We start from the raw sequence: 5,394 nt of genomic DNA on the forward strand, positions 1-5,394 counted from the left end.
GCCCGGTGCGGGCCGGCCCCCGGGCCGGATGCGGACGCGCGCAGACGCTCAGGCGGCCGTCTCCAGCGCCTCCCGCTGCGCCCGGGCGGTCCGCGCGCGCTGGATCAGCAGCCCCGCGACGCCCAGCGCCAGCACGATGTAGAGGGTCGCCGAGATCGGGCTGGAGACCAGCGCCAGCGGATCGCCCTCACTGACCGCCATGGTCCGCCGGAACTCGGTCTCGGCCAGCGGCCCGAGGATGACGCCGATCAGCACCGGCGCCACGGGCAGCCCGTAACGCCGCATCGCGAACCCGAGCAGACCGATCGCCAGCACCAGCACCAGATCCAGGACCTTGCTGCTGGTGGCGAAGATGCCCAGCATGGCGAAGACGGTGATCCCCGCGTACAGGTAGTGCCGGGGCACCTTCAGCAGCTTCGCCCACAGCGGTGCGAACGGCAGATTGAGGATCAGCAGCACCACCATGCCGATGAAGAAGCTGGCCAGCAGCGCCCACACCAGCTCGCTGGCGCGCTCGAACAGCAGCGGACCGGGTTGCAGCCCGTACTGCCGGAAGGCGGCGAGCATGACGGCGGCCGTCGCCGAGGTCGGCAGGCCCAGCGCCAGCAGCGCGCCCATGGCGGTGCCCGCGGTCGCGTTGCCCGCCGCCTCCGGTCCCGCCACGCCCTGGATCGCGCCCTTGCCGAACATGGAGCCCGGCTTGCGGGAGGCCAGCCGGCGCTCGGTGCCGTAGGCGAGGAAGGTCGGCACCTCGGACCCGCCGACCGGGATGATGCCGAACGGCACCCCGATGGCCGTACCGCGCAGCCAGGCGGGCAGGGCGAGCCGGAACTCCCGGCGCGAGAGCCACAGCCGGCCGGTGGAGGTGATGAGCTTGGCCTCCTCGCTGGTGCCGCGCCGCGCCGCGACCGTGATGACCTCGCCGAGGGCCAGGAGCCCGACGGTGATGACCACGATGTTGACGCCGTCGAAGAGTTCGGGCATCCCGGCGGTGAACCGGGAGGCACCGGACATGCCGTCGATGCCGACCAGGGCGATCGCCAGACCGATGGCGAGGGAGGTCAGTCCGCGCAGGATCGATTCTCCGACCACGGCCGAGATGGCGACGAAGGCGAACACCGCCAGCGCCAGATACTCCGCCGGCCCGAACAGGGTGGCGAGCCGGGCCAGCGAGGGCGCGAAGAACACCACCAGCAGCGAGGCCACCGTTCCGCCGACGAACGAGGCGATCGCCGAGGCCGCCAGGGCCTGGGCGGCGCGCCCGCTCTGCGCCATCTTGTGGCCTTCGATGGTCCCGGCGATCGCGGTGCTGTTGCCGGGGGTGTTCATCAGGATGCCGGATATGGAGTCGCCGAAGAGCCCGCCGAACAGGACACCGGCGAACATGATGAACGCGCCGATCGGGTCGAGCGAGAACGTCACCGGCAGCAGCAGCGCCACGGCCATGGCCGAGCCGAGGCCCGGCAGGACGCCGACGGCGGTGCCCAGCAGCGCGCCGACGAACACCCACAGCAGGTTCATGGGGGTGAGGACGGTGAGGAACCCGTCCCCGAGATTGCTCAGGGAGTCCATCAGAAGACCCCTTCCAGGATGCCGGGGGGAAGGTTGAGCCCCAGTCCGGCGGAGAACGCCAGCTGGATGCCGGAGGAGATGGCGACGGCGAGGAAGATGTCGAACACCGTCCGCCGGCTGCCCAGGGTCCTGGCGACCCCCCAGAACAGCCCGGCGCCGGCCAGGATCCAGCCGAGCGGGAGCAGCAGCACGATGAACGCCACCACGGTGCCGACCAGTCCGAGCACCGCGGGCCGGTTGCTCCGGATCCGCAGCGGTTCCGGCGCGGCGGTCGCCGTCGCCTCGTCCGGCGCGCCGTCCGCGGCGGCCGGTGCGGGTGCCGGTGCCGGTGCCCCGGCCGCGGTCTCGCGGGTGGCGACGCGCGCGGGTTCGGGGCGGCGCCAGACGTCGACGGCCAGCAGCACGGCGAAGACGAAGCAGCCGATCGCGATGACGGTGGGGAACAACCGCGGGCCGGGGGAGGCGACGTTGTCCGGCACCTCCATCGTGACGGTGCCGACGGCGAGCACGATGCCGATGACGAGCAGCAGCAGCGGCATGATCAGCCCGGTCCTGCGGCGCCAGAAGTCCGGCTGCCGGGGATCGGACGCGGACGGTGTGCTCACAGGCCCAGCTCCTCGATGACGGCGTCGACCCTGGCCTGGTCCTCCCGGATGAAGTCGGCGAACGCGTCCCCCGTCAGCAGGCTGTCCGCCCACTTGTTGCGGTCCAGTGCGTCCGCCCACTCCGGGGTGCGGGTCATTTCGGTGACGATGGCGATGAGTTCCTCGCGCTGGGCGTCGGTGATGCCGGGCGGGGCGACCAGGCCGCGCCAGTTGGGCAGCGAGACGTCGATGCCCTGCTCGATCAGGGTCGGGGTGTCGATCCCGGGCACCGGGGCGTCGGCGGAGATCGCCAGGGCGCGCAGATTGCCCGCCTCGATCTGGTCGCGGAAGTCGTTGTAGCCGCTGACCCCGACCTCCACGGTGTGCGACAGCAGCGCGGTGAGCACCTCGCCGCCGCCCGCGAACGCGATGTAGTTGAGGTCGGCCGGGTCGATACCGGCCTCCCGGGCGGTGAGCCCGGCCAGCAGATGGTCGGTGCCGCCGAGGCCGCCGCCGCCGATCGCGTGCCCGTGCGGGTTCTCCCGCCAGGCCGCCAGGAAGTCCTCCAGCGTCCGGTACGGCGAGTCGGCCGGGACGATCAGCACTTCGTAGTCCTCGGCGAGCCGGGCGATCGGCGTGGTGTCCTCCAGGGCCACCGGCGAGTTGTTGACGGTGATCGCGCCCTCCATGACCGTACCGGTCATCATCAGCCGGGTCGGGTCGGCGCCCACCTCGACGAACTGGGCCAGACCGATGGTGCCGCCGGCCCCGGGCACATTGACGACCTGCACGTTGTTGACGATCGACCCCGCGCGCAGTGCCTGCTGCGCCTCGCGGGAGGCGAGGTCCCAGCCGCCGCCGGGCGCCGCGGGCGCCATGACGATGAGCTTGGACCTCGGCGTCGCCCCCGAGGCGGAGTTGCTGGCGTCCACGGCGGCGAACCCCGCCAGGACCAGCGTGATCACGACCCCGAGGGCCGCGAGAGCGGGACGTTTCTTCCGCACGGACACTCCCTTGTGACCTGTTAACGAATGGTTTGCGACACCAGAGTGTCCGCCTAGTAGATATAGATGACCGCCTGGTGGTATACAAGCCTTTGGTTCGAACTGATTGCTGAACAAGGGGGCGTGATGACATCCACGGCGGTCACCGACGCGGGCGAGGGAACCGGCGGCATCCGCGCGGTGAGCCGCGCCTGGCGGGTCCTGCGGGCCTTCACCCCCGACCGGATGTCCCTCGGCCCGGCCGACATCGTCCGCGAGACCGGGCTCCCCCGGACCACCGTGCTGCGCCTGGTGGACACCCTCGCCGCCGAAGGACTGCTGGAGACCGGCGCCGACGGCCAGATCCGGGTCGGCACCGCCCTGATCGCCTTCGCCGCCTTCGCCGACGCCGCCTGGACGGTGCCCGAGGCCTCCCTCGCCCGGATGCGCGCCCTGGCCGCCGAAACCGGCGAGACCGTCAGCCTCTACGTCCGCGAGGGCCACCAGCGCGTCGTCGTCGGCCAGGCCCCCAGCCCCAACACCCTGCGGCACGCCGTCCAGCAGGGCGACCAGCTCCCCATGAACGTCGGCTCCGCCGCCTACGTCCTGCTCAGCCTGGAGCCGCCCGCCGAACGCGAAGCCCTCGTCACCGGCATCGTCGCCGAGTCCGGCGGCGACCCGCAGGCCCTGCGCGACGGCATCGCCCACGCCGCCGCGGCCGGCTGGAGCGTCAGCCACGGCCAGCGCGAAGCCGGCAACAGCGGCCTGGCCGTCCCCGTCCCGCACATCGGCGACCGCCGCCCGGCCCGCACCGTCGTCCTCGCCCTCGGCGGCCCCACCGTCCGCTTCACCGACGAGAAGATCCCCGAGTTCGTCCACGCGGTGCGCCGCTGCGCCGAGGACATCGCCCGCATCGGGCTCCCGCCCGCCCTGTACTGACGGCCCGACGACCCACCACCCGAGGAGAACCGTGCACGCCTACCCGCCCCCCGGCGCGCTCCCCGTCGCCACCGTCTCCGACGCCATGGACCGCTTCGGAGTCGCCGACGGCATACGCCCCCTGTGGCCGGGCGCCACCCTCTCAGGACCCGCCTTCACCGTCTGGACCCGGCCGGGCGACAACAAAGGGCTGCACGCGGCGTTCGAGACCATCCGGCGCGGCGAGATCCTCGTCGTCAACGGCGGCGGCGACACCACCCGCGCCCTGATCGGCGAACTCGTGGTGCAGAAGGCCAGAGCCCTGGAGATCGGCGGCATCGTCCTGGACGGCGCCGCCCGCGACCTCGCCGAACTGCCCGCGCTCGGCGTCCCCGTCTTCGCCCGCGCCGTCACCCCGGCGGGCCCCTGGAAGACCGGCCCCTACCGCACGGCCACCACCATCGCCGTGGGCGGTGTCCCCGTCAGCCCCGGCGACTGGGTCCTCGGCGACCACGACGGCGTCGCCGTCGTCCCCCGCGCGGACATCGGCGAGGTCACCGCCGCCGCCCACCGGCTGATCGCCGGCGAAGCCGGACGCCGCGCCGCCAACCAGCGTCTGGTGCCCCGTGACTGACCAGCGGCCACCCCTGGTGTGGATCCCGCGCCCCGTCCACCCCGACGCCGTCGAGCGGCTGCGCCGGCACGCCGAGGTACGCCTGGGATACGGCCCCGACCCCGTCCCGTTCGACGCCATCTGTGACCGTGTCACCGGCATCCTGCTGCGCACCGAGCGGGTCGACGGCGCCATGATGCGCCGCGCGCCCCGGCTGCGGATCATCGCCCGGCACGGCGTCGGCCTGGACACCGTCGACCTCGACCGGGCCCGCGCCCAGGGCATCACCGTCACCACCACCCCCACCGCCAACACCCAGTCGGTCGCCGAGCACACCATCGCCCTGCTGCTCGCCGTCCGGCGCGGCATCGGCCTCGCCGTCCGCGACGAGGGCGACACCCGCGCCGCGATCCGCGGCCGGGAACTGCACGGCGCCACCCTCGGCCTGCTCGGCTTCGGCCGCATCGCCCGCCGGGTCGCCGCCATCGCCGCGCACGGCTTCGGCATGCGGGTGCTGGCCCACGACCCGGTGGTCCCCGCCGCCGACATCACCGCCGCCGGAGCCGAACCCGCCGAGCTGCCCGCCCTGCTGGCCGCCACCGACCATCTCAGCCTGCACGTCCCCCTCCCCCCCGGCACCCGCGGCCTGATCGGGGCGGCGGAACTCGCCGCCCTCCCGGCCGGTGCCGTCGTCGTCAACACCTCGCGCGGCGGCATCCTGGAC

At 73.3% G+C, this 5,394-nt stretch carries 6 protein-coding genes; 3 read left to right on the forward strand and 3 right to left on the reverse strand.

From position 1 onward, the window contains the following. Positions 1-48: 48 nt before the first annotated feature. The 3 genes from ACFV5N_RS24120 to ACFV5N_RS24130 are packed head-to-tail and all read right to left on the reverse strand — an operon-like array spanning position 49 to position 3,160. The gene (locus ACFV5N_RS24120; protein WP_385603567.1) at positions 49-1,572 is read right to left on the reverse strand and encodes a tripartite tricarboxylate transporter permease; all 1,524 of its coding nucleotides are present in this window, start codon (positions 1,570-1,572) and stop codon (positions 49-51) included. Next, positions 1,572-2,177, reverse strand: coding sequence for a tripartite tricarboxylate transporter TctB family protein (locus ACFV5N_RS24125; RefSeq protein WP_385603570.1), 606 nt, complete (start codon positions 2,175-2,177; stop codon positions 1,572-1,574). Before ACFV5N_RS24125 ends, ACFV5N_RS24120 begins: the two co-directional genes overlap by 1 nt. After that, positions 2,174-3,160 carry a Bug family tripartite tricarboxylate transporter substrate binding protein gene (locus tag ACFV5N_RS24130; RefSeq protein ID WP_385603573.1) on the reverse strand — a complete coding sequence of 329 codons (987 nt, stop codon included), beginning with the start codon at positions 3,158-3,160 and terminating at the stop codon, positions 2,174-2,176. The genes ACFV5N_RS24125 and ACFV5N_RS24130 overlap by 4 nt, the downstream gene beginning before the upstream one ends. A gap of 126 nt (positions 3,161-3,286) precedes the next feature. Between ACFV5N_RS24130 and ACFV5N_RS24135 the strand changes: the two genes are divergently transcribed. The 3 genes from ACFV5N_RS24135 to ACFV5N_RS24145 all read left to right on the forward strand — a co-directional run. Continuing rightward, positions 3,287-4,078: an IclR family transcriptional regulator gene (locus tag ACFV5N_RS24135; protein ID WP_385603576.1), complete on the forward strand. Its 792-nt coding sequence runs from the start codon at positions 3,287-3,289 to the stop codon at positions 4,076-4,078. A gap of 31 nt (positions 4,079-4,109) precedes the next feature. Next, positions 4,110-4,691: an RraA family protein gene (locus ACFV5N_RS24140; protein ID WP_385603579.1), complete on the forward strand. Its 582-nt coding sequence runs from the start codon at positions 4,110-4,112 to the stop codon at positions 4,689-4,691. Next, positions 4,684-5,394 (forward strand): NAD(P)-dependent oxidoreductase (locus ACFV5N_RS24145; protein ID WP_385603582.1); only part of this gene is annotated, 711 nt, incomplete at its 3' end. The genes ACFV5N_RS24140 and ACFV5N_RS24145, both read left to right, overlap by 8 nt.

This window comes from Streptomyces sp. NPDC059853, assembly GCF_042731495.1.
Lineage (GTDB): Bacteria > Actinomycetota > Actinomycetes > Streptomycetales > Streptomycetaceae > Streptomyces.